The 22307-nt window shown below is 71.4% G+C and carries 17 protein-coding genes; 11 read left to right on the forward strand and 6 right to left on the reverse strand.

The annotated features are described in order from the left end of the window. The first annotated feature begins 181 nt into the window (after positions 1 to 181). From DA075_RS28195 to DA075_RS28245, 11 genes are all read left to right on the forward strand, one after another. On the forward strand, positions 182 to 727 hold the full coding sequence (locus tag DA075_RS28195) for a FixH family protein (protein WP_091891552.1): 546 nt from the start codon (positions 182 to 184) through the stop codon (positions 725 to 727). Beyond that, complete coding sequence (locus DA075_RS28200; RefSeq protein ID WP_091891549.1) at positions 727 to 2256, forward strand: efflux RND transporter periplasmic adaptor subunit; 1530 nt, start codon at positions 727 to 729, stop codon at positions 2254 to 2256. The genes DA075_RS28195 and DA075_RS28200 overlap by 1 nt, the downstream gene beginning before the upstream one ends. Then, the gene (locus DA075_RS28205) at positions 2253 to 5417 is read left to right on the forward strand and encodes an efflux RND transporter permease subunit (RefSeq protein ID WP_099956030.1); all 3165 of its coding nucleotides are present in this window, start codon (positions 2253 to 2255) and stop codon (positions 5415 to 5417) included. The genes DA075_RS28200 and DA075_RS28205 overlap by 4 nt, the downstream gene beginning before the upstream one ends. A 50-nt stretch (positions 5418 to 5467) precedes the next feature. After that, a complete protein-coding gene (locus DA075_RS28210) occupies positions 5468 to 5938 on the forward strand; it encodes a DUF411 domain-containing protein (protein WP_099956031.1) in 471 nt (156 codons plus the stop codon). A gap of 1419 nt (positions 5939 to 7357) precedes the next feature. After that, positions 7358 to 8224, forward strand: coding sequence for an outer membrane protein (locus tag DA075_RS28215; protein WP_244936405.1), 867 nt, complete (start codon positions 7358 to 7360; stop codon positions 8222 to 8224). A 231-nt stretch (positions 8225 to 8455) separates the two neighbouring features. Further along, positions 8456 to 8911: a hypothetical protein gene (locus DA075_RS28220; RefSeq protein ID WP_099901528.1), complete on the forward strand. Its 456-nt coding sequence runs from the start codon at positions 8456 to 8458 to the stop codon at positions 8909 to 8911. 179 nt (positions 8912 to 9090) lie between these two features. Further along, positions 9091 to 9399 (forward strand): hypothetical protein, encoded by a 309-nt coding sequence (locus DA075_RS28225; protein ID WP_099956024.1) that lies wholly within the window; start codon positions 9091 to 9093, stop codon positions 9397 to 9399. Between the two features lie 388 nt (positions 9400 to 9787). After that, the gene (locus DA075_RS28230; protein ID WP_395411332.1) at positions 9788 to 10321 is read left to right on the forward strand and encodes a lytic transglycosylase domain-containing protein; all 534 of its coding nucleotides are present in this window, start codon (positions 9788 to 9790) and stop codon (positions 10319 to 10321) included. Between the two features lie 82 nt (positions 10322 to 10403). Next, on the forward strand, positions 10404 to 12764 hold the full coding sequence (locus DA075_RS28235) for a heavy metal translocating P-type ATPase (protein ID WP_099956033.1): 2361 nt from the start codon (positions 10404 to 10406) through the stop codon (positions 12762 to 12764). 135 nt (positions 12765 to 12899) lie between these two features. Then, a complete protein-coding gene (locus DA075_RS28240) occupies positions 12900 to 13715 on the forward strand; it encodes an aminoglycoside adenylyltransferase domain-containing protein (protein ID WP_099956857.1) in 816 nt (271 codons plus the stop codon). Positions 13716 to 13977: 262 nt separating this feature from the next. Continuing rightward, positions 13978 to 15267: a multidrug ABC transporter ATPase gene (locus DA075_RS28245; protein WP_091887284.1), complete on the forward strand. Its 1290-nt coding sequence runs from the start codon at positions 13978 to 13980 to the stop codon at positions 15265 to 15267. A gap of 121 nt (positions 15268 to 15388) precedes the next feature. Here the strand turns inward: DA075_RS28245 and DA075_RS28250 are convergent, their stop codons facing one another. From DA075_RS28250 to DA075_RS28275, 6 genes are read right to left on the reverse strand one after another with little or no spacing between them, the layout of a single operon-like run. Beyond that, positions 15389 to 16843 carry an NADH-quinone oxidoreductase subunit N gene (locus DA075_RS28250; protein ID WP_091887283.1) on the reverse strand — a complete coding sequence of 485 codons (1455 nt, stop codon included), beginning with the start codon at positions 16841 to 16843 and terminating at the stop codon, positions 15389 to 15391. Further along, entirely contained in the window at positions 16840 to 18315 is a 1476-nt protein-coding gene (locus DA075_RS28255) for a complex I subunit 4 family protein (protein ID WP_091887281.1), read from the reverse strand. The genes DA075_RS28250 and DA075_RS28255 overlap by 4 nt, the downstream gene beginning before the upstream one ends. 15 nt (positions 18316 to 18330) lie before the next feature. Next, positions 18331 to 20181, reverse strand: coding sequence for an NADH-quinone oxidoreductase subunit 5 family protein (locus DA075_RS28260; protein ID WP_091887279.1), 1851 nt, complete (start codon positions 20179 to 20181; stop codon positions 18331 to 18333). Beyond that, positions 20178 to 20489, reverse strand: coding sequence for an NADH-quinone oxidoreductase subunit NuoK (nuoK, locus tag DA075_RS28265; protein WP_060850433.1), 312 nt, complete (start codon positions 20487 to 20489; stop codon positions 20178 to 20180). Before nuoK ends, DA075_RS28260 begins: the two co-directional genes overlap by 4 nt. Continuing rightward, the gene (locus DA075_RS28270) at positions 20486 to 21424 is read right to left on the reverse strand and encodes an NADH-quinone oxidoreductase subunit J (RefSeq protein ID WP_091887277.1); all 939 of its coding nucleotides are present in this window, start codon (positions 21422 to 21424) and stop codon (positions 20486 to 20488) included. The genes nuoK and DA075_RS28270 overlap by 4 nt, the downstream gene beginning before the upstream one ends. Further along, complete coding sequence (locus DA075_RS28275; protein WP_236012532.1) at positions 21421 to 22305, reverse strand: NADH-quinone oxidoreductase subunit H; 885 nt, start codon at positions 22303 to 22305, stop codon at positions 21421 to 21423. The genes DA075_RS28270 and DA075_RS28275 overlap by 4 nt, the downstream gene beginning before the upstream one ends. Between the last annotated feature and the right edge of the window lie 2 nt (positions 22306 to 22307).

The raw sequence follows: 22307 nt of genomic DNA on the forward strand, positions 1-22307 counted from the left end.
CCGCCGCGCCGCGACGGCCCGAACGGTCGGGCTCCCGCATCCAGACGCTCCGGAACAGGATCATCCCCGTGTCCACCGAACATCCCGCATCCCCGCGGCCGCGTCCTGCCCCGGCGCATCCCGCACGCCCCGAGCCACGCGCGGCCCGTCTCCCCATCCTCTCAGTCCCAAGGATGGCGCCATGACGGGCCGGGAGGATTTTTTCGATGCTTACCAGGAGGACCGGCCGGCAGTGCGAGGCGCTTGGCTCCTGCTCGGGCTCGTCCTCATCGTAGCAGCCCTAGCGGGAGCCGGCGCCGGCTACGGGCTCGCGCGCGGCGCATGGGTCATTCCCGGCGCGGTCGCGGCACGGCTTCCGGAACCGGTCGCGGCGTGGCTGCCCAAGGGCGCGCCACTCATGCCCCCAAACCTCAAGGATTATTCCTTCGAGCTCCTGGATCCCGAGACTAAATCGGGCGAGGCGACACTCAGGGTGCGTCTGCTCGACAAGCGCGCCGGCAAGCCCGTGGCCGACGCGCTTGTCTACGCCCGACGCCTCGACATGGCACCCGACGGGATGCCGACGATGACGGGTAAGATGAAGCCAGAGGCGAGCCCGGAGCCGGGCATCTACGCCTTCAGGGCCAATCTGGCGATGGATGGCCGCTGGCGCCTCTCGCTGGCCGCGAAGGTGCCGGGCGAGACCGGCACAGTCCAAGACCAACTCGTGCTCAGGGCCGTCGAGTGATGGACCAGACGACACCGATCCACCTGGCGCGGCGACGTGACCGCGCGCACCCGGGCGGCCAGGCGAAGGCGTGGGTCGCGGCCCTCGTTCTCCTGCCCCTCGCCGTCGGCGGCGGCGCCCTCGCCGGGCTGAAGGCCGGCGAGGCGGGATGGCCCCTGCCGGCATGGTTCCCAGCCTCGGTCTCCGGTCTGCTCGTCGGTCGCGACGCGAAGCCGGCCGCGGCCGCGGATGCGCCCGTGCTCTACTACCGTGACCCCGACGGAAAGGCGGCCTACGCGCTCGCCCCGGCGCGGACGCCCGACGGACGCGACTACCTTCCGGTGCATGTCGGCGAGGATGTCGACTTCGAGCCGCGGCCCGCAGCGGCGAAGGAAGCCACGGCGAACGCCACCTACGCCGCGCCCCCGGCCGTGGGCCGGAAGATCCTCTACTACCGCAACCCAATGGGCCTGCCCGACACCTCGCCGGTGCCGAGGAAGGACTCGATGGGGATGGACTACCTCCCCGTCTACGAGGGCGAGGCCGAGGACGGGAACACCGTCAAGATCTCGCCCGGCAAGGTCCAGCGCACCGGCGTGCGCACCGAGCGGGCCGAACGTCGCGTCGTCAGCCGACCGGTGCGGGTCCCCGGCACCGTCACGCTCGACGAGCGGCGCGTCACCGTCGTGGCGACACGCTCGGATGCCTACGTCGACCACGTCGAGAACGTGACGACGGGCGACCGGGTGCGGAAGGGCCAGCCCCTGGTCCACGTCTACTCGCCCGAGATCAACGCGGCGGCCGCCCAGCTCATCGCCAATCCCGGCTTCGACGGGGCCCGGCGGCGCCTGCAGAACCTGAACGTCTCGGAGGAGGTGATCAACGAGATGGAGCGGACCCGGAAGGTGCCGATGGCCATCACTTGGTCCGCGCCCCGGGACGGCCTCGTCCTGCAGCGCACTGCCATCGAGGGCATGAAGGCTGCGGCCGGCGACACCCTGTTCCGGATCGGCGACATCTCGACGATGTGGGTGTTGGCCGAGGTACCCGAGTACGACCTCGGCAGCGTCAAGGTTGGCCAGCCCGTCAGCGTGCGCGTGCGCTCGCTGCCCGGGCGTAGCTTCGCCGGTAAGGTCGGGCTGATCTACCCGCAGGTGAACGCCCAAACCCGCACCACCCGCGTGCGGGTCGAATTGCCGAACCCCGACGGGGTGCTCCTGCCCGATATGTATGCCGACGTCGAGATCGGGACCGGGGCGACGAAGCCCGTCGTCGCGGTCCCGAACGATGCCATCATCGACACGGGCGCGCGCCAGGTCGTGCTCGTCGACAAGGGCGAGGGCCGCTTCGAGCCGCGCGAGGTCAAGGTCGGCGCCCGCGGCGAGGGGTACACCGAGATCCGCGAGGGCGTGCAGGCCGGCGAGCAAGTCGTGACCGCGGCCAACTTCCTGATCGACGCGGAGAGCAACCTGAAGGCGGCGCTGCAGAGCATGGCGGCGCCCAAGCCCCCCACCGAGCCGCGGGCGCAGGCCGAGGAGAAGCCAGAATGATCGCGCGCCTCATCGGCTGGTCGGCCCGCAACCTCGTCCTGGTGCTGATCGGGACCGTCTTCGTGGTGGCGGCCGGTCTCTACAGCGTGCGCACCCTGCCGCTCGATGCTATCCCGGACCTCTCGGACGTGCAGACCATCGTCTACACCGAGTACCCGGGGCAGGCGCCCCAGGTCGTCGAGGACCAGGTCACCTACCCGCTGACCACCGCCATGCTGACGGTTCCGAAGTCGAAGGTGGTACGCGGCTTCTCCTTCTTCGGGGTCTCGTTCGTCTACGTCATCTTCGAGGACGGCACCGACCCGTACTGGGCCCGCTCGCGCGTGCTCGAATACCTGAGCGCGGCCGGCAAGCGCCTGCCGACCGGCGTGACGCCGACGCTCGGGCCCGACGCGACGGGGGTGGGCTGGGTCTACCAGTACGCCATCGTTGCCAAGCAGCAGACGCTCGCCGAGCTGCGCTCGCTTCAGGACTGGGTGGTGCGCTTCGGGGCCTCGCGCGCCGAGGGCGTGGCCGAGGTCGCGGGCGTCGGCGGCTTCGTGAAGCAGTACAACGTCGTCGTCGATCCGAACCGCCTGCGCGCCCAGGGCATCCCGCTCAGCAGGCTCCGGGAGGCGATCCGGTCGAGCAACGCGGATGTCGGCGGCCGCACGGTCGAGCTCTCCGAGTTCGAGTTCATGGTGCGCGGGCGCGGCTACCTGAAGAGCGTCGCCGACATCGAGAACATCGTGCTGAAGACCGAGGCCGGCACCCCGCTGCGGGTGCGGGACATCGCCCGGGTCGAGCTCGGGCCGGACGAGCGGCGCGGCATCACCGAGCTGAACGGCGAGGGCGAGGTCGCGGGCGGCATCATCCTGCAGCGCTTCGGCGCCAACGCCCTCAACGTCATCGAGGGCGCCAAGCGTCGCCTGACCGAGGTCGCCGCGAGCCTGCCGAAGGGCACCGAGATCCTGCCGGTCTACGACCGCTCACAGCTGATCGAGGCAGCCATCGACACCCTGAAGCACACCCTGGTCGAGGAGAGCGTCATTGTGGCGCTCGTCTGCATCGTGTTCCTGCTGCACCTGCGCAGCGCGCTGGTGGCCATCCTGATGCTGCCGGTCGGCATCCTGATGGCGCTCGGCGCGATGCATCTCCTCGGGATCGGCGCCAACATCATGTCGCTGGGCGGCATCGCCATCGCGGTCGGGGCCATGATCGACGCCGCCATCGTCATGATCGAGAACGCCCACAAGCACCTGGAGCGGGCGCCCCAGGGGAAGCCCCGTGTCGAGATCCTGGTGGAGGCCGCGGCCGAGGTCGGCCCCTCGCTGTTCTTCTCCCTCCTGGTAATCACGGTGAGCTTCCTGCCGATCTTCACCCTGGAGAGCCAGGAGGGGCGCCTGTTCGGGCCGCTTGCCTTCACCAAGACCTTCGCCATGGCCGCCGCGGCGGTCCTGTCGGTCACCCTGGTGCCGGCCCTGATGGTGCTGTTCGTGCGCGGGCGCATCATCCCCGAGCATCGCAACCCGCTGAACCAGCTGCTGATCTGGGTCTACCGCCCGGTCATCAAGGTTGTGCTCAGGGCCAAGGTGCTGACCATCCTGCTGGCGGTGGCGGCGCTCGGCCTGACCATCTGGCCGGCCCGCCAACTCGGATCCGAGTTCATGCCAGACCTGAACGAGGGCACCCTGATGTACATGCCCACGACCCTGCCGGGCATCTCGGTGACCCAGGCCGGGGAGCTGCTGGCGACCCAGGACCGCATCATCAAGTCCTTCCCGGAGGTGGCCTCCGTCTACGGCAAGGCGGGGCGTGCCTCGACGGCGACGGACCCCGCCCCCACCGAGATGTTCGAGACCATCATCACCCTGAAGCCGAAGGCGGAGTGGCGTCCCGGCGTGACGCTGGCGAGCCTCAAGGCCGAGATGGACAAGGCCCTGCAGTTTCCCGGTGTGTCGAATGCTTGGACGCAGCCGATCCGGGCCCGCATCGACATGCTCTCGACCGGCATCCGCACGCCGGTCGGCATCAAGATCTACGGCATCGACCTGACCGAGATGGAGAAGGTCGCCCGGCAGGTCGAGGCGGTCGTGCGCAACGTGCCGGGCACGTCGAGCGCCTACGCGGAGCGGGTCATCGGCGGCTACTTCCTCGACATCACGCCGGACCGGGAGGCGCTCGGGCGCTACGGCCTCATGGTCGGGGACGTACAGGACATCATCGCGACGGCGCTCGGCGGCGAGAGCGTCACGAACACGGTCGAGGGCCGCGAGCGCTACACCGTCAACGTGCGCTACCCGCGCGCCTTCCGTTCAAATCCGCAATCCATCGCCACCGAAGTGCAGGTGCCGTTGCCGGCCGGCGGTACGGTTCCGCTCGGCGAGGTGGCCAAGGTTCAGCTGACCCGGGGGCCGACCTCGATCCGCACCGAGAACGGGCAGCTCGCGGTCTACATCTTCGTCGACCTGGCCGGGCGCGATCTCGGCGGCTACGTCGCCGAGGCCCGGGACGCGGTCGCCAAGGAGGTCCAGCTCCCGCAGGGCATGAGCATCCAGTGGAGCGGGCAGTTCGAGTACCTGGAGCGGGCGGAGGCCAGGCTGAAGATCGTGGTGCCCGTGACCCTGCTCGTCATCTTCCTGCTCCTCTACCTGAACTTCCGGCGCCTGACCGAGACGCTCATCGTCATGCTGTCCCTGCCCTTCGCCCTGGTCGGCGGGGTGTGGCTGATGTGGTGGATGGGCTTCAACATGTCGGTCGCGGTGGCGGTGGGATTCATCGCGCTCGCCGGCGTTGCCGCGGAGACCGGCGTGATCATGCTGGTCTACCTCGACCATGCCTGGGACGAGCGGCGGGCTGCCGCCCTGGCCGCCGGGCGGGAGAGCACGCGCGCGGACCTGTACCAAGCCATCATGGTGGGCGCGGTCGAGCGGGTGCGCCCGAAGATGATGACGGTCGTCGCCATCATGGCGGGCCTGCTGCCCATCCTCTGGAGCACCGGCGCGGGGTCGGAGATCATGCAGCGGATCGCGGTGCCCATGATCGGCGGCATGGTCTCCTCGACCGTGCTGACCCTCGTCGTGATCCCGGCCATCTACGGGCTCGTGAAGGGATGGAGGCTGGCCCTCCGGCACGAAGGATTGGCCGCCGTGCACGCGGGCCTCCCCCGGGCCGCCGAGTAAGCGTGGCTGGACGGACCGTCCCGGCGGCCGTGAGCAGACAGGAGTTGGTTATGAGCAAACTTTTCCGACCGTCCCGACGCATCGTGGTCCTCGGCCTGGCGGCTGCCGGCGTACAGGCGGCGTGGGCGGAGGATCTGCCGGAGGTCGTCGCCACGAAGGACCCGAGCTGCGGTTGCTGCGAGGCCTGGGTCAAGCACCTGCGCGACGAGGGTTTTCGCGTCCAGGTCGTGAACGCCCCCGTGAACCCGGTCAAGGCGAGGCTCGGGGTGCCTCGGGAGCTGGCCTCGTGTCACACGGCCCAGGTCGGCGGCTACGTCATCGAGGGGCACGTGCCCGCGTCGGCCATCAAGCGGCTGCTGGTGGAGAAGCCTGCCGGCACCGGCCTCGCCGTGCCCGGCATGCCGGTCGGCTCGCCCGGCATGGAGGTCGAAGGGGTGGAACCGGCCACCTACGAGGTGGTGCTGTTCGGCCCTCACGGGCGCAACACCTTCGCGCGGTTTCGCGGTGGGCAGGCCGTCTAGCCGGGCATGGCGGCACGCCACCGTGGCAAGCGGGGGGATTCTTGGCCGAGGTCGACCGGAACGCTGCGGCTTTGACCTTCGAGCACGACGCGGACGACGGCGTGTCTTGCGGGGGCGGCCCGTGCACCGCCGTCGCCATCGTCAACGAGAGCGGAACATTGGCCTGCTTGTGCCAATTCGGCAACGTCCGCCACAGGCGGAGGAGCCGAGGCGGTTCCTGTCGAGGGCTACCGAGGCAAGCGACATCGACGATCTCGTCGAGGTGAGGATTGGGTGCGGTGACGATGCCGACCCTGAGACATCGACGTAGGTTAACCAACGGGAGCGCGACGGCACTGGCGGCGGTGCTGGTCTTCCTAACCCGGGGCCCACCCACCGCTGTGGCTGGACGCAGGGGCCCACAACGTCGCGGTCGTCGCGAGCCCAGCCAACATCTGGTTCGAACCGGGGCACCCGAACCGGGCGCCGCGCCGAGACGGCGGCCTTGGGACTGTGCGGTCGAAGAGGCGACCGCCCTCGCGTGGCGACCTCCGGCAAAACGGCAGGGTCGCGCCGCTAATCCTCGATCCAAGCGGCCAGCCGAAGGACACGACGCGGCGGTCGTCCCTCGGCCCACCGGCTCGGGCCGGACGCGCCCTTCTAGACTTGCCGGCGCCACCCGGCAACGACGCGCCCGGACCGGCTTGCCCGATGTAAGTTCAGGCCGAACGGCACGGGAGACCCAGATAGATGTACCAACCCCCTTGAAGCCGTCGGCGCACGCACTGGTCCCGTGATGCAAACGAGCGCTCCGTCCGGTTCTATTGGCCGAAGCAAGCATATGAGGGGCCATGGTGACACGTGCCGTGATCATGACGCGTGAAGTGGTTGTAGAAGCCACGGGAATGGGCGAGGTGCTCGCACTCGTGATAGGAATAAACGCAGCCGAGAAAGACTGGGCTGTAATGTACCCGGATTGTCCTGCCGGTCGGTGCGAGGCTGGCGGTCGAACCGATGTCGGATGCTCCACCGTAGGGTGGCCGTGACATCCGAAAGCCCACGGCACCTGCCCCGGTCGGGGCCAAGGCCAGGGCGAGTGCGGAGATGTGGAGAACTCGTCTGAGCATCGCGCATCCCTTCCTGCTGGTTTCCTGCCGTTGAACTCCCCCTTCGGGAGCAAGTAACGCACGAGCGGCGGGGCACGGTCGCACACCCCTAAGGGGTAATCGGCATGGCCGGACCGCGAATCCCCCGGAACGCAGGGCGTTTGAAGCCTGTCCGGACGCGCATAACCGCGTCTTCAGGCACTACGTGCACGCCTTACCCTTAAAAACCTCATCTTCCGCCGTCAATGGCGGCAGCCCTTCAGCAATTACCCCTGCGGGGTAATTAAGGGGAAATCAACCATGCGGTGGGAGGGTTAGGTAAAGAGGACTGTGGGTGAAGGACTGGACAATGGGTGGAATGGGTTGCATCGTGAGAACGCTCGGGCTGCTCGGCTTCGGCCTGATCTCCGCAACGTTCGTGGCGCCGTCACACGCGGCCGACCTGCCGCCGGTCGCGCCGCTGCCGGACCTGCGCGGAGCACTCGCGCCGGAGGCCGAGGTTTCCGGCTTTTACCTCCGCGGCGACATCGGTTTCAGCAACCAATCCGTGGAACGGCTCTCCAACAGCCTGGACGCGCTCGGGACGATCGAGAAGGTCAATCTCGGTTTCGCGGGCGCCCCGCTCGCGGGCGTCGGCGCCGGCTACCGCTTCGGCCGGTGGTTTCGGGCCGACGTCGTAGGCGAGTATCGCAGCGCCGCTGCGTTCACCGGGCTTGAACGCTACCGCGACGCGAGACTGCCGCTCGGTTACGGCACCGACGAGTACACCGCGTCGAAACGTGAATTGGCCGTGCTTCTCAACGGCTACGTCGATCTCGGCAATTGGTACGGCCTCACGCCGTTCCTGGGCGCCGGCGTCGGCGCGGTGCGGCTTACGCTCGACAATTTCAAGGACACGAACGTCGTCACGCAGGGCCTGGCCTACGCGAAGGCAGGCTCGAAGACGAACCTTGCGTGGGCGTTGCACGCGGGTGTCGGCTACGAGGTGAGCCCGAACTTCACGGTCGAGCTCGCATACCGCTACCTCAATCTCGGAGACGGAAAGACCGGCACGGTCTACAACTATGCCGGCCAGTGCGGGTCTTGCGAGGCGCTGACCTTCAAGAACGTCGATTCGCACGACGTGAAGCTCGGCTTGCGCTGGGCACCATGGGCCGCGACCGCCCCGGCCGAGCAGGCGCCGCTGGTGCGCCGGTACTGAGGTCGCGCGGTCCCGCACGGCACTCGCGCCGGTGGCGGGCTCCCCCGAGCCGGGACGGCGGCGACCACGCGGGCAGGATGGGGGGCGTGCGCGGCAGGGGCGATTGGCTGGCAGCCTCAAATCGCCAGGAAACGGCTTCGGACGCTCCACCAACAGCAGAAGTGTTCGTGCGTTGCCGATATTGGCGGCCTGTGCAAGGATCGGCCTGGGTAAGAGAGGGTCTCTGGGTCCTTGGCAGTTCTTCGCGCAATGTTGCTCGCGGTGCTGGCGATGGCCGTGGCCATCGCCCCGGCGGCGCCGTGCACGATGCAGCGCCACGCCGCGGCCGACCACGCCGCCGTCGACCAGGCCCCCGCCGACCCGCACGCCCAGCATCGGCCCGCAGCCGGCCCCGCCGACGCGCCCGCGGCAGCGAGCGGCCAGGCGGACGGCGCGGACGTCCCCGAGTGCCACCGGCTCGCCTCGGCCGGCCAGCACCACCCGGACCCGCACGGCCACCACACGCGGCCGGCCGGCTGCGTGGCCACCTGCTGCCCCCTGGCCTGCCAGGCGGCCCTGCCGGACGCGCCCTGGTCGGGCACGGCGCTGGTCCTGCGCCCCTCCGAGCCCATCGGCCTGGCCCAGGAGGACGGCGTCGCCCAGCCGCGTCCCCTGCGCATCGAGCGGCCCCCCAGGCACCGCGCCTGACCGCGGCGGGCCAGACGCCCGCCCCCTCCCGCCGCTCCCGGCCGCGCCCTGACCAGGATCCTGCCTGCGCAGGCCGCGCCCGGCCCGGCCGGCTCAGCCGCGCCTGCCCGCGCCCCCTCCCTGTCCGCCGGTCCGCGCCCCTGAGCGCGGCCGCCAGCCCCCGTTCGGGATCCGAAGCGATGCTCACCTTCCTCAGGCCGGCCGTGGCGCTCACGGCCTTGCCGCTCGCGGCCTGCGTGCCCACCGCCGCGCCGGACTGGCTGGTTGCCCCGGCCAACCCCGCCGCCGCCGTGCGCGCGCCGCGCTACTCCGCGGTCACCGCGGGCGTGACGCGCTACGACGTGGTCGATCCCAAGGACTGGCGCGAGCTCAACCGCGCCGTGACACCGAGGTCCGGCTCGGGCGGCATGGAGGGCATGGACCACTCCCGCATGCCCAGCATGACCATGCCCGGCATGGGCGGCAAGCGCGACACGGGAGGGCGGTGATGCGCGAGCCCTGTAACCAAACCCCGCCCGCCCACGGACTCACCCCCAAAGGGAACCCACGGATGACCGCGACCGGCATGCGCTCGATGTCCGAGATGAAGCTGCCGCCCTTCGGGGTCGCGCGCTTCCGGAAGCCGCGATGAGGCAATCATCCCCGACGAGGGCGGCGTCCCTGTCCGCGGAAGCGGCCGCCGGCATGCGAGGGGGGGTGCCGGGCGCCCTCGTCCTGCCTCGTCCCCGGCTGTTCCTCGTCCCGTGCGCGGCACTCCTCCTTTCATCCCCGGCGGTCGCCGTCGGGGACGCGCCCGCGGGCGCGTCCGCCCCTACCGTAACGTCATCCGCGGGCGATGCGGCTCGCACGGCGTCGGATCAGGCCAGCTATCGGCGGATGCTCGCGCGCGAGGCCGAAGCGCGCGGAGTGCCCCCGGCCATCGCCGATGCCGTCGCGTACGTGGAGAGCGGGTACGATGCCGGCGCGGTCGGCGGGGTCGGCGAGCTCGGACTGATGCAGGTCCGGCCGACGACCGCGGCCATGCTCGGTCACACGGGTCCCGCCGGGGCCCTCCTCGATCCCGCGACCAACGTCCGCTTCGGCGTCGCCTACCTCGCACAAGCTTGGAAGCTCACGAAGGGCGATCTCTGCCGCACGCTGATGAAGTACAGGGCCGGTCACGGCGAGGAGCGGATGAGCCCGCGCTCCGCCACGTACTGCCAGCGGGTGCGGGTCCGCCTCGCGGCGACCGACGCTTCCCTCGCCGGGACCGCCTCACCCTCCTTCCGGGGGAGCGTCCGCGGGGTTTCCGCGGCACGCCTCACGGAAAGCGATCCCCGTTCGGCAATCGCTCGGCGCCTGTGGGCCGAGCATGCGGCGCGTGTCCGCGGCATCGGGGCGCGCATCGACCGCATCATGCGCGGCGGCTGAGAACCTGTCGGAGCAAGCCACGTGAACGTCCGCTCCAGCCCGGTCCCGCCCGCCGTCGGCGGCAGCTTGGAGGTCTGAACCCATGGCCCACGCCCACCATGCGCACCATGCCCACGGGAACCGTCACGGCCACGGCGCGGCGTGCGCTGCCGGGGAAACCGCGACGGACCCCGTCTGCGGCATGCAGGTCGACCCTTCGGTCACGCCCCACCATGCCGAGCACGAGCACGCGACCTACCACTTCTGCTCGGCGGGCTGCCGCGCGAAGTTCGTGGCCGAGCCGGCACGCTACCTGGCGGCTGACAAAGGGCCACCGGAAGCCCCTGGCGGGGCGATCTACACCTGTCCGATGCACCCGGAGATCCGCCGCGACCGACCGGGCAGCTGCCCGATCTGCGGGATGGCGCTGGAGCCGCTCACGCCGACGAGCGGTCCGGTCGAGAACGCCGAGCTCAAGGACATGAGCCGCCGCTTCTGGGTCGGCCTCGTCCTGACCCTGCCCGTCTTCGCCCTGGAGATGGGGGGACATCTGACCGGCCTCGTCGACCGCCTCGGCCTGCAAACCTCGAACTGGGTCCAGTTGCTGCTCGCCTCGCCGGTCGTCCTCTGGGCGGGGTGGCCGTTCTTCGAGCGGGGCTGGCAGTCGCTGGTGAACCGCCGCCTCAACATGTTCACCCTCATCGCCCTCGGGACCGGCGCGGCCTACCTCTACAGCGTCGCCGCGACCGTGGCGCCGGGGCTCTTCCCCGAAGGCCTGCGCGGCCATGACGGGGCGGTGCCGGCCTACTTCGAGGCCGCGGCGGTCATCACCGTCCTGGTGCTGCTCGGGCAGGTGCTGGAACACGGGGCCCGCGAGCGCACCTCGGGCGCGATCCGGGCGCTGCTCGACCTCGCCCCGCAGAAGGCCCTGCGTCTCGGGACGGGAGGGGCCGACGAGGAGGTGCTCGTCTCGGCGGTGGCTGTCGGGGACCACCTGCGCGTCCGGCCCGGCGAGAAGGTGCCGGTCGACGGCGAGGTCGTCGAAGGGCGCTCGGCGGTGGAGGAGTCGATGATCAGCGGCGAGCCTCTCCCCGTCTCGGTGGAGCCCGGTTCCCTCGTGGTGGGCGGGAGCCTGAACACGACCGGGGGCTTCGTCATGCGCGCAACGCGAGTCGGGTCCGAGACCACGCTGGCCCGCATCGTCGCGATGGTCGCCGAGGCCCAGCGCTCGCGCGCGCCCGTCCAGCGCCTGGTGGACGATGCGGCGGCCTGGTTCGTCCCCGTGGTCATCTCCGTCGCCGCCTTCGCCTTCGTCGCCTGGATGGCCTTCGGGCCGGAGCCACGCTTCACCTACGCGCTCCTCGGGGCGGTCGCGGTCCTCATCATCGCCTGCCCCTGCGCCCTCGGCCTGGCGACGCCGATGTCGATCATGGTCGGGGTCGGTCGCGGCGCCCGGGACGGGGTGCTGGTCAAGAACGCCGAGGCCCTGGAGCGGTTGGAGAAGGTCGACACGCTCGTCATCGACAAGACCGGGACCCTAACCGAGGGCAGGCCCAAGGTCACCGGCGTGCTCCCGGCCCCCGGTTTCACGGACGCCGACGTGCTGCGCCTCGCCGCCGCGGTCGAACGCGCGAGCGAGCATCCCCTGGCCCTCGCCATCGTCCGGGCCGCGGACGCGCGCGTCGTCCCGGGCGCCGTGGCGTCCGACTTCGAGGCACCGACCGGCAAGGGGGCGCTCGGCACGGTCGAGGGGCGTCGCGTAGCCATCGGCAACGCGCGTTTCCTAGAGGAGCATGCGACGGACGTGGCGCTTCTCCAGGCGCGGGCCGAGAAGGTGCGGAGCCGAGGCGCGACGGCGGTCCTCGTCGCCGTGGGCGGGAAGCCGGCCGGCGTCATCGCCATCGAGGACCCCATCAAGACGAGCACGTTCGAGGCCCTCCGACGGCTTCGGGAGGAAGGGTTGCGCATCGTCATGTTGACCGGCGACAGCCGGACGACGGCCGAGTTCGTCGCCAAGGCGCTCGGCATCGACGAGGTCGAGGCCGAGATTCTTCCCGACCGCAAGGCGGAGGTGGTCAGGACGCTCCAGGGTCACGGCGCGGTCGTGGCGATGGCTGGTGACGGAGTCAACGACGCGCCGGCCCTAGCCGCGGCGGACGTGGGCATAGCGATGGGCGGCGGCGCCGACGTGGCCATCGAGAGCGCGGGCGTTACGCTGCTCCGCGGGGACCTGTTCGGCATCGTCAGGGCCCGGGGCCTGTCCCGGGCAACGATGCGCAACATCCGCCAGAACCTGTTCTTCGCCTTCATCTACAACGCGCTGGGCGTGCCGGTCGCCGCCGGACTGCTCTACCCGTTCCTCGGCATCCTTCTCTCGCCGGTCATCGCGGCGGCCGCGATGGCGCTCTCGTCGGTCAGCGTGATCGGCAACGCCCTGCGCCTGCGCGCGGCGCGGTTCGGCTGAGACGCGGCCGTGACCTGCGCATCGCCATCCTTCGCCGACGGACCTCGCCCAACCCGCGGCGTGCAGGCCCGGCGCAGTCGAAGCCGGGGACGTGCCCCCTCCCCCTCCGAGCAACCGCATGAGCCCGTGGAGACCGTGACCACGCACCCGCTCGCACTCGGCGTCGCGGACGCCTACCTCGCCCTGGTCGATGCCGTCGTCCCGGAGTTCGTCGAGACCTTGTACCTCGTCGGTTCCGCCGCCATGGGCGACTTCCGGCCCCCGCTCAGCGACGTGAATTTCGTGGCGGTGTCCCTGGCTCGCCCGGGGCGGGGGGAGCTGGCCGCCCTCGCCGAGGCCCACGCCGACCTCGCGCTCGGTTGGCCGGCCCCGGCGCTCGGCGGCATCTACCTGACCTGGAACGACCTGCGGGCCGGCCCGCTTGCCGTCCCGAACAGCCCCTGCGTCCAGCGGGGGCGACTTTTCGAGTCCGGGTGCCACGACCAGCATCCGCTCACTTGGAGCGTCCTAAGGGCCAGCGCAGTCACCGTTCGCGGTCCACTCTGCGCGGGCACCGGGCTCTGGCGTGGTGCGGCCCATCTCGAACGATGGGCCCTGGCCAGCGCCAATGGATGCTGGGGCATATGGCTCGGACCCGATACGGCGGACGAAACACTCCTCGCGGCGGACGGGGTCGAACGGTTCGTCCTCGGTATGTGCCGGCTCCATTACGTACTCGCAACCGAGGTCGTACCCTCGAAGAGCAACGCCGGCCTGTATGGGTTGATCACTTTCCAGCCGGAGTGGCATCGCATCATCGACGAAGCCCTACGCGTCCGTAGGGAGCCCGAGGTGGCCGGCCTCTACGGGACGCTTGGAGAGCGCGGCCGCGACGCGTTGGCTGTTGTCCGCATCGTCGCGGACGATGCACGAACGCTCGTCGTCAGTCCTGGCGGTTCAAGACCGGGCTGAAGGGGCTGGTCCCCAAATCGCCCGGTCGGGAACGGCCGCGCTGCGGTTCGCGGTAGCCTACGCCGTCCAGAGCTTGGCCGTTACGCCAGGCATGCGGGCGGGCCGCGGAAAGGGAGCCAACGTGATCGGCCTTCGTTCTGCCGGACGCCCCTCCGGCGGTCCCGGGAGAGGCAGGCCTTAGCCTATTCGGAGGTATTCGGGCTAGGCGCGCTGCGCCCTTCTGCCCGGACAACCGCCAGAGCCTTGTCGCCAGGAGTACCCGTTGCTTACCCCGCCGATCATCCACGACCTGATCCATCAGACGTTGGGCCTCGACCACACCCGCACCCACTGGTGGGTGGACCTCGTCACCGTCCTGGTCCTCGTCGTGGCGCCTGGCTGGACCGCTTGGCTCGCTGCCCGGTCGGGCCTGCGCTGGGCCGCCGCCCGGTGGCATCGCACCCGCGGGATGGCGGCGCTTCCGCCACCCGCCGCGGCCATGGACGAGCCGGGACGGCCGAGCTCTCGTCCGGCCGTGGCGGCGCGGCTGGAGTCCTACGTCGTGCGTGCGACGTCGCGGCTGCAGGTCCGTCTCGTGCTCCTCTCCGTCCTGACGCTGCCGGCGGCCTGGCTCCTCCTTGAGATCCCCAAGCACATCATCAACCACGCGCTTGCCGATGACGCGGGCGACGGTCACCCGAAGATGGCCTTCGTCGGCCTCCATCTGGGCCGCATCGAGCTGCTGTTCGCGCTGTGCGCCAGCTACCTGGCCGTGCTCACGCTCAGCGGTCTCGCCAAGTACGCGGTCAGTCGGGTCCGGGGGCGCGTGAACGAGCGCCTCGTGCGCCGCCTCCGCCTCGCCGTCGTCCGTCGCGCGCGCGGCGAGCGCTCCCCCGAACGGGGGGCCACGCTAGCCGCCGTCGCGGTCCAGGAGATCGAGCCCATCGGCTACTTCGGCGGCAGCCTAGTGGTGGTGCCGCTCGTCCAAGGTGGCACGCTCGTGACCAGCATCGTGTTCCTCCTCCTGCAGAACGCCGCCCTGGCCATGGCAGCCCTGATCATGCTGCCGGTCCAGCTGAGTATCCTGCCGCGGTTGCAGGGGCGGTTGAACGCGAAGGTCCGGCAAAGGGTGCATGCCACGCGGGAGCTGGGGGCGCTCCTCACCGCTCCCGCGCTCGCGCGGCAGGCCGGCCGCGAGGCGTGCGAGCCCTCCGACCTGAGCCGGCAGATGCGGCAGGCCCGGAAGCTTGAGGGGGTGCGCATCGAGATCAACGACCTGAAGGGCCGGCTCAAGGGCCTCTACAACTACACCTCAAACCTCACCCCGTTCTTCTTCTTCTCGATCGGCGGCTACCTCGTCGTGCAGGGTCAGCTCTCGCTCGGCGCGCTCGTCGCAGCCCTGGCCGCCTACAAGGAGATCGCCCCGGCCATGCGCGAGCTGTTCGACTTCGCCCAAGCCTGGTCCGACGCGAGCGCGCGCTTCGAGGAGGTCACCAAGGCCCTCGGGCCGGCGGGGCATGGGGATCGCGCGACGGAGAGGTCAGCGCGCGACCGGACCGTTCGGGCGGCCTGAGCGAAGCCGGCGAGCGCCGGAGCCTCGCGAGATGGCGTCCGGCCCCGCGCGACGACGCCATCCCGCATGGCCGGGCGCCCCTGGGAGGCGGCACCTCCCTCACCCTCCGGCACGGCCGCTCCTACCGCAGCAGCGTCGCGCCGAGCTGTGCCAGCCCGCGCCCCAGGCCCGGCGCGATGCCGAGGCCCAGCGTCCCTGCCGTGCACAAGCCGAGCGCCCATGCGTAGCCGGAGCCGGATGCCGGCCCCTCGGCACGGTCCGGGTCCCTGAAGTACGTCTCCGCGATGACGGCCGCGTAGTAGAACAGCGCCACCGCCATGTTGGCGGCGGCCACCACGGCCAGCCAAGCGAAGCCGCCCTCGATGGCGGCCACGAGCAGGAAGACCTTGCCGGCGAAGCCCGCCAACGGCGGGACGCCCGCGAGCGACAGGAGGGCGAGCGCCAGCGCCGCCGCTGGCCCCGGCGCCCGCCGTCCGAGGCCGCGGATCGCGGCGAGGGCGTCGCTCCCGGTCATGCGCTCGACCTGCGCGACCACCGCAAACGCCGAGAGGTTCATCAGGAGATAGGCCGCGAGGTAATAGCCTATGGCCGGCAGGGCGTCCGGGGCCTGCCCGGCCACCGCAACCCCCATCAGCACGTAGCCGGCCTGGGCGATGCTCGAATAGGCCAGCAGGCGCTTCAGGCTCGCCTGGCGGAGGGCCACCAGGTTGCCGAAGGTCATCGTCGCGGCGGCCAGGAGCGCGAGCACGGTCGGCCAGGCGGCGAGGCCGTCCGGCATCGCCGCCAGCAGGAAGCGGATGAGGCCGGCGAAGGCTGCCACCTTCGGCACGACCGAGACGAAGCCCGAGGCGGGGGCCGTCCCGCCCTGGAACACGTCCGGGGCCCAGACGTGGAACGGCACCAGCGTCATCTCGAAGCCGTAGCCGACGAGGACCAAGCCGAAGGCCAGCGCCACCCAGGCCCGGTCGGCGCCGGCCAACCCCGCCCCGATGGCCCGCAGGTTCAGGCTGCCGGTGAGGCCGAACAGGAAGGTGAGGCCGTAGGCCATCACCGCCAGCGCGGCGGCGCCGTAGAGGAAGTACTTGAGCGTCGCCTCCTGGGCCGGTCCGTCGCTCCGCACGAGCAGGACGAGCAGGTAGGAGGGGAAGCTCACCATCTGCAGGAACAGGATGATGAGGCCGAGATCCGTCGCCGCCGTGAGCCCCATGCCACCGACGGTCGCCATGAGCAGCGCGACCGGGTGGTGCGGTTCCTGCTCGCTCCCGCGGAAGTGGGACCCGAGCGCGAGCAGGCTCACCAGGGCGCCGGCCTCGATGACCAACTGGTAGAAGCCCCGGAACGGATCGACGGCGTATGTGCCGCAGAAGGCCTCGCGCGGCGGGGCCGTCAGCATCGGCGCGGTCAGGCCCATCGCGACGAGCAGGGCGAGGAGCGCGACGGCGGCGGGCAGGCGGCGCCACCGGCCCCGGACCCAGCCGGCAACCGGGACCAGCGCGAGGGCGCTTCCCGCCAGGACCATCTCGGGCGCGACGGCGCCGAGATCCATGCAGCCGCCCATCGTCTGCCCGCCGGTCATGGAAGGTGCGCCAGGGCTGCGGTCGTGCCGTCGAGCAGCGCGACGAGGACGGCCGGCAGGACGCCGATGCCGACCGCCAGGGCCGCGAGCGCCCCCGCCGCGCCCGCCTCGGCCGCCGTGAGGGGCGGCAGCGCCGGCATGTCGGGCGGCGCCCGACCCATCAGCAGGCCCGTCATCAACCGGAGGTAGACCGCGGTCGTCACGACGAGCGCGAGGACGGCGAGCGCGGCGACCCAGGCGGAGAGCTGCAGGGCGGCGCCGATGGCCTGGAACTCCGCGATGAAGCCGGACAGGCCCGGGAGCCCGAGCGAGCCGAAGGCGAGCAGGCCGAACAGCCCGCTGAAGGCCGGCATCGCGCCGATCAGGCCGCCGAAGCGGGCGAGTTCCCGCGTGCCGGCGCGGTGCTGGAGCATTCCCACGAGCAGGAACATGCCGCCGGTCAGGAAGCCGTGGCTGACCATCTGCACGGCGGCGCCGTTGAGCGCCAGCCGGCGCACGCCCTCGTTGCCGGCCAGCGCCGCCACCGCGACGCCGAGCGTGACGAAGCCCATGTGGTTGACGGAGGTGTAGGCGACGAGCCGCTTCATGTCGGACTGCGCCAGCGCCGCCAGGGCCCCGTAGAGGAGCGAGGCCAACGCCAGCGCGACGAGAAGCCAGCCGAACCGTGCGACCGTGTCCGGCAGGGTCGGCAGCAGCACGGCGAGCATGCCGTAGCCGCCCATCTTGAGCTGGAGACCGGCCAGCACGACGCTGCCCTCGGTCGGCGCCTCGACATGCGCGTCGGGCAACCAGTTGTGCAGCGGCACCACCGGGAGCTTCACCCCGAACCCGAGGAGGAGGGCCAGGAAGACGAGGCCGCCCGCGAGCGGGGTCCGGTCCAGCGGCCGCGCCTGGACGATGGCTGGAAGCGAGAAGGTGTGGGGCTCCATGGCGAGGTAGAGGGCGAGGAAGCCGAGCAGCATGGCGAGGCTGCCGGCGCGGGTGTAGAGGAAGAACTTGAGCGCCGCGTACCGCCGCCGCTCCCCGCCCCAGATGCCGACGATGAAGTACATCGGCACCAGGCCGACCTCGAAGAACAGGTAGAACAGCAGCAGGTCCTGCGCCGCGAACAATCCGATCAGCCCGGTCGCGAGCAGGAGGAAGAGGAAGGCGTGGGCGTGCGCCCGGTCGTGCTCGCCCAGCACGTAGACCATCACCACCGTGAGCAGGAGGGCGGTGAGCAGGATCAGCGACAGGGAGAGGCCGCCGACGGCGACGTCGTACGCCGCCCCGACCGACGGGATCCACGGCAGGGTCGCCCGCCATTGCAGGCCTCCCCCTGGCTCGAATCCGGCCCAGAGCGCCAGCGCCGCGGCGAGCGTCAGGATCGCGCCGCCGAGAGCGACGTGACGCGCGAGACCCGGGCGGCCGCGCGGCAACGCCAGCACGACGAGGCCCGTCAGGAGGGGGAGGAAGATCGTCGCCGTGAGCATCGGGTCAACTCGGGTTCAGGGCCAGAGCAGGAGGGCGCCGGCCGCCAGGGCGGCCGTGGCCCAGGCGAACAGGCCGAGCGTGTAGAGGTAGAGGCGGCCGGCTTGGAGCGCGCGGAGCCGCTCGCCCCCGGCGGCCAGCCAAGCCGCGAGCCCGTCCCCCAGGCGTGCGAAGCCGCGCACCTCGATGCGACCGGCCGCCTCGCCGGCGCCCCAGGTCCACCCGGCGACGCGTCGGGCCGCCGCGTCGAGCGCGTCCTCAAGGGGTCCGAGGCGCCGGGCGAGCTGCGTCGTCCAGCGTGCCGGGGCCGCCGTGGCCGCCGAAAGCCCGGCGGCGAGCCGAGCCGGCCACGGGCCGAGCGCGGGTGATCCGCCCCTTCCCCTGGCAACCCCGATGCCGAGGCCGAGGAGGCCGGCCGCGATGCCGAGGTTCCGCAAGGAGACCTCCGCCCCGGGGTCGGCCTCGAACGGCAGGAGGGCGCCGAGGCTGCCGGCCAGCAGCCAGCCGAGTACCGCCGCGGCGAGCGCCAGCGCGAGCGTGCCCGCGCGCATCGTCCAGGCGGTCTTGCCGGTCCCGGCCCGGTCTCGGCGCCGGCCTAGGAAGGCTGCGGTCCCCGCGCGACCGATGTAGGTCCCGCCGAGAAGGACGAGCAGCACGACGAGCGCCCCCGCCCCCGGACCGTGTTGCGACGCGACGGCGAGGATGCCCTCCTCGCTCCAGAATCCGGAGAGCGGCGGAACGCCGGCGAGTGCGAGGGCCGCGACGAGGAAGGCGGCTCCCGCGAGGGGCAGGGCGCGGAGGAAACCGCCCAGGCGGTCGAGCGCGCGCGTGCCCGCCCGCTCCTGCACGATGCCTGCCGCCAGGAACAGGGTTGACTTGAAGGCCGCATGCACCGCGAGGTGGAAGGCCGCGGCGCGGGCGCCGCCGAGGCCGAGCGCGACCATCATCTCGCCGAGTTGGGAGCAGGTGGACCAGGCGAGCACCCGCTTCAGGTCCGCCTCGGCGGTCGCGACGAGCGCCGCGAAGACCGCCGTGACCGCACCGACCCAGAACAGGGCAGCCATCGCGAGCGGGGCCGCGGCGAAGACCGCGTCGAGGCGAAGGACGAGGAACACGCCGGCGGCGACCATGGTGGCCGAGTGCAGCAGGGCCGAGACCGGGGTGGGCCCGACCATGGCGTCGGGGAGCCACGCGGAGAACGGCAGCTGGGCGCTCTTGCCGAGCGCGCCGGCGAGCATGAGGAGCGCCATCGCGGTCACCGCGCCGGGAGCGACCCTGCCCGCCTCGACGGCCCCGGCGAGCGCGTCGACGTCCGTGGTCCCCGTGGCTGCGAGCGCCAGCAACCATCCGAGCAGGAGGCCGACGTCGCCGGCCCTCGTCATCAGGAACGCCTTGGAGGCTGCACCGGCGGCCCCCGGCGCGGCGTGCTCGAAGCCGATCAGCAGGAAGGACGCCAAACCGACCATCTCCCAGGCCGCGAACAGGAGCGCGAGGGAGTTCGCCAGGACGAGGGCCAGCATGGCCCCTACGAACAGGCCGAGTTCGGCGAAGAAGCGGGGCCGGTCCGGGCGGCCGCCCATGTATCCGACCCCGTAGGTGGCGACGCATACGGCGACGCCGGCGACGACCATCGCGACGAACCGGGTGAGAGGGGTCGCCGCGAGCCCGACGGTCAGCCGGTAGTCCCCGCTCTCGAACCAGCTCACGGTCATCGTTGCCCCGGTTGGGACCAGCGCGAGCGCGACGAGGGAGAGGGCGACCCCGGCGACCACGAGTTCGCCGCCGCCCCATGGCAGGCGCCGGCCGGCGGCGAGGGCCGTGACTGCCGCGAGGAGCGGCAGGAGGGGGATGGCCAGGAGCGCCGTCATCCGTTCAGGTCGGTGTAGGCGTCGACCTCGACGGTCCGGCGCTGCCGGTAGAGCAGCAGTACGAGGGCGAGACCGATGGCCATCTCGATAGCCCCCACGGTGACGACCAGGATGGCGAGGACCTGCGCGGAGTAGTCGGTCGGCGCGGTGAAGCGCCAGAACGCGACGACGTTCAGGCCGATGGCGTTGAGGAGCACCTCGACCCCCATCAGGACCATGACCGCCGAGCGCTGGGCGACGACAGTGTAGACGCCGATGGCGAACAGGAGCGCGGCGACGACGAGATAGGCGGTCAGCGGCACGGTCATCCGACGTGGTCCTCGTGTCCGTGGTGGCTCCCGTGGTGCTCCGGTTCGGGCGCGCCGCCCGCTTCCGCGAGCGGAGCCAATCGGTCGTCCCGGATGGCCTCCGGCTTCGCGTCGACGGCGGCCTTTGCGGCGCGCGAGGGGTCGTCCGGGTGGGTCGAGGGCCGGGCAAGCAGCACGGCGCCGAAGATGCCAATCAGGATCAGGAAGCCTGCGCCCTCGAAAGCGACCATGTACTTGTCCATGAGAAGGTTGCCGACCCGCCGGGCCGAGTCGGGATCCGGTACCGCGTCGGTCACGGGCCAAGCCGGCCGCAGGAACAGCATGCCCACTAGGACGACCCCGGCGGCGGCTGCGAGCCAGGCCGCGAGGGGGCGCACGGGCGTCACCATGGACATGTCCATTCCGCCGTGGCCGCCATCCCCGTGCTGGTGGTCTGCGTGCCGGTGCTCCGCATGTCCGCCGTGGGCGCCGTGTGGCATGGCACCGCCCCCGTGGTCGCGCGCGTGGCCGTGCCGTCCCTCGCCGTGCGGCATGGCATGGCCCTCGTGCCGGTTCCCGGCGTGGCTGCGGCCCTCGCCGCTCGCAGGGTCGTCCTGTCCCGCGCTTGTGGCCTCGTCGCGCGGCACCAGGCCCTTGCTGAACCAGCGCTCCAGCGGGGACAGCTCCATGCCGGCCATCATCGCCCCGCCGGGATCGTGCATGACCAGCACCATGAACAGGATCATGACGAGGAAGCCCCCGATGTACATCATGACCTGGAGCAGCCCGATCAGGTCGGCCGACAGCAGGATGAACAGGCCGGCGACGCCGATGAACGAGGCCATCAGGAAGATGCCGGAGCGGAACATACTCATCGTCGTCGCCATGCCGAGCGCGCCGGCGACGGCGACGAAGGAGCAGGCCCCGAAGGCAAGGATATCGAAGGCGGCCATCATGCGCCGGGCCCCACCCCGAGGAGGATCAGGCCGCCGACGAGGAGCACGTTGACGAGGCCGAGTGGGATCAGGATCTTCCAGGAGAGGGCCAGCGTCTCCGCCGTCGAGAGCGGGCGAACGAGGCGCCCGAGCCCGAGCATCAGCGCCATCAGGCCGTACGTCTTGGCGAGCATCCAGGCCCATCCCGGGAGCCAGGGACCCGAGGGACCTCCCAGATAGAGCACCGCCCCGACCGCGGCGACGACCAGGAGCACGCCGGCGAGTGCGACCCGCCACACGAGCGCGGACCAGCCGCCCACGACACCGAGCACGCCGCCGCCCAGCGAGGCCGCGAACGGCTCCAGGAACGGGGCGCGATACGACTGCATCAGCCCGGTGACGACGTAGAGCAGGAAGCCCAAGGGTTGTAGGACGACGAACCAGAGGCCGCGCTGCGCGTCGACCACCACTACGGTCGACAACGAACGGGCCATCATGATCACGCCGACGTAGGCGAGCCCGAGCGGCACGACGTACGCCACGAGCTGGGCGACGATGCGGTAGCATGCCTCGACCCCCTCGGGGGTATTCGCGCCCCAGCCGGCGAGAGCCAGGCCCAGCACCACGAAATCCACGACGACGATGACGTAGAAGAGGCCGATGCCGAGGTCCCTCCCGATCAACCCGGGGCCGAGGGGCAGCACGACCATGGCGAGCGCGACGCCCGCGAGCGCCACGACCGGACCGGCCGGCAGCAGCCATCGGTCGGCGTTGGGCAGTTGGAGGTTGTGCCGCAGCTCGGTGTGCCGCGCCGGGCCGGCCTCCTGGTCGATGCGAACGAACGCGTGCTCGACCGCGAGCGTCAGGGCAGCCCCCCCGAGCAGGGCGCCCAGGACCGCCAAGG

It is taken from the genome of Methylobacterium currus (genome assembly GCF_003058325.1).
Classification (GTDB): Bacteria; Pseudomonadota; Alphaproteobacteria; order Rhizobiales; family Beijerinckiaceae; genus Methylobacterium; species Methylobacterium currus.